The 365-nt window shown below is 37.8% G+C and carries 1 protein-coding gene; it reads right to left on the bottom strand.

What is annotated here, in order from left to right:
* Window positions 1–365, bottom strand: a 365-nt coding sequence (locus DS885_RS09555; protein WP_181817748.1) for an FAD-dependent oxidoreductase, incomplete at both ends; no start/stop codon positions are given.

The following is a 365-nucleotide window of genomic DNA, read 5'->3' as shown; positions in this document are numbered from 1 at the left end:
AATGGCGTTTAAATCTTCAATGGTACGGTAAACAAAACAGTCTTTACTTTCATTGCCTTTAATAGGTGGTACCCATGGATAAGACCCAGTGGCCATGACTAGTTTGTCGTAAAAGACCGCACGACCAGTTTGAGAGTGAATAACTTTTTCAGCTCTATTAATCGTTAATGCGCGTTCACCAACCAACATTTCAATATTATTTTTTTCATAATATCCTGTTTTAACCAGTGATAACTCGTCGGCAGTATGATGAGAGAAATATGAAGAAAGATGTACTCGATCGTATGCAACTCGAGGTTCTTCACAGAAAGCAACAATATCAAAGTTAGCTAACCCTCCCTTATCGACAAACTCTTCGATAAAAC

It is taken from the genome of Psychromonas sp. B3M02, assembly GCF_003318165.1.
Classification (GTDB): Bacteria; Pseudomonadota; Gammaproteobacteria; order Enterobacterales; family Psychromonadaceae; genus Psychromonas.
Note: the sequence above shows the minus strand (reverse complement) of the source record. Positions and strands in the feature narration are given on the sequence as shown.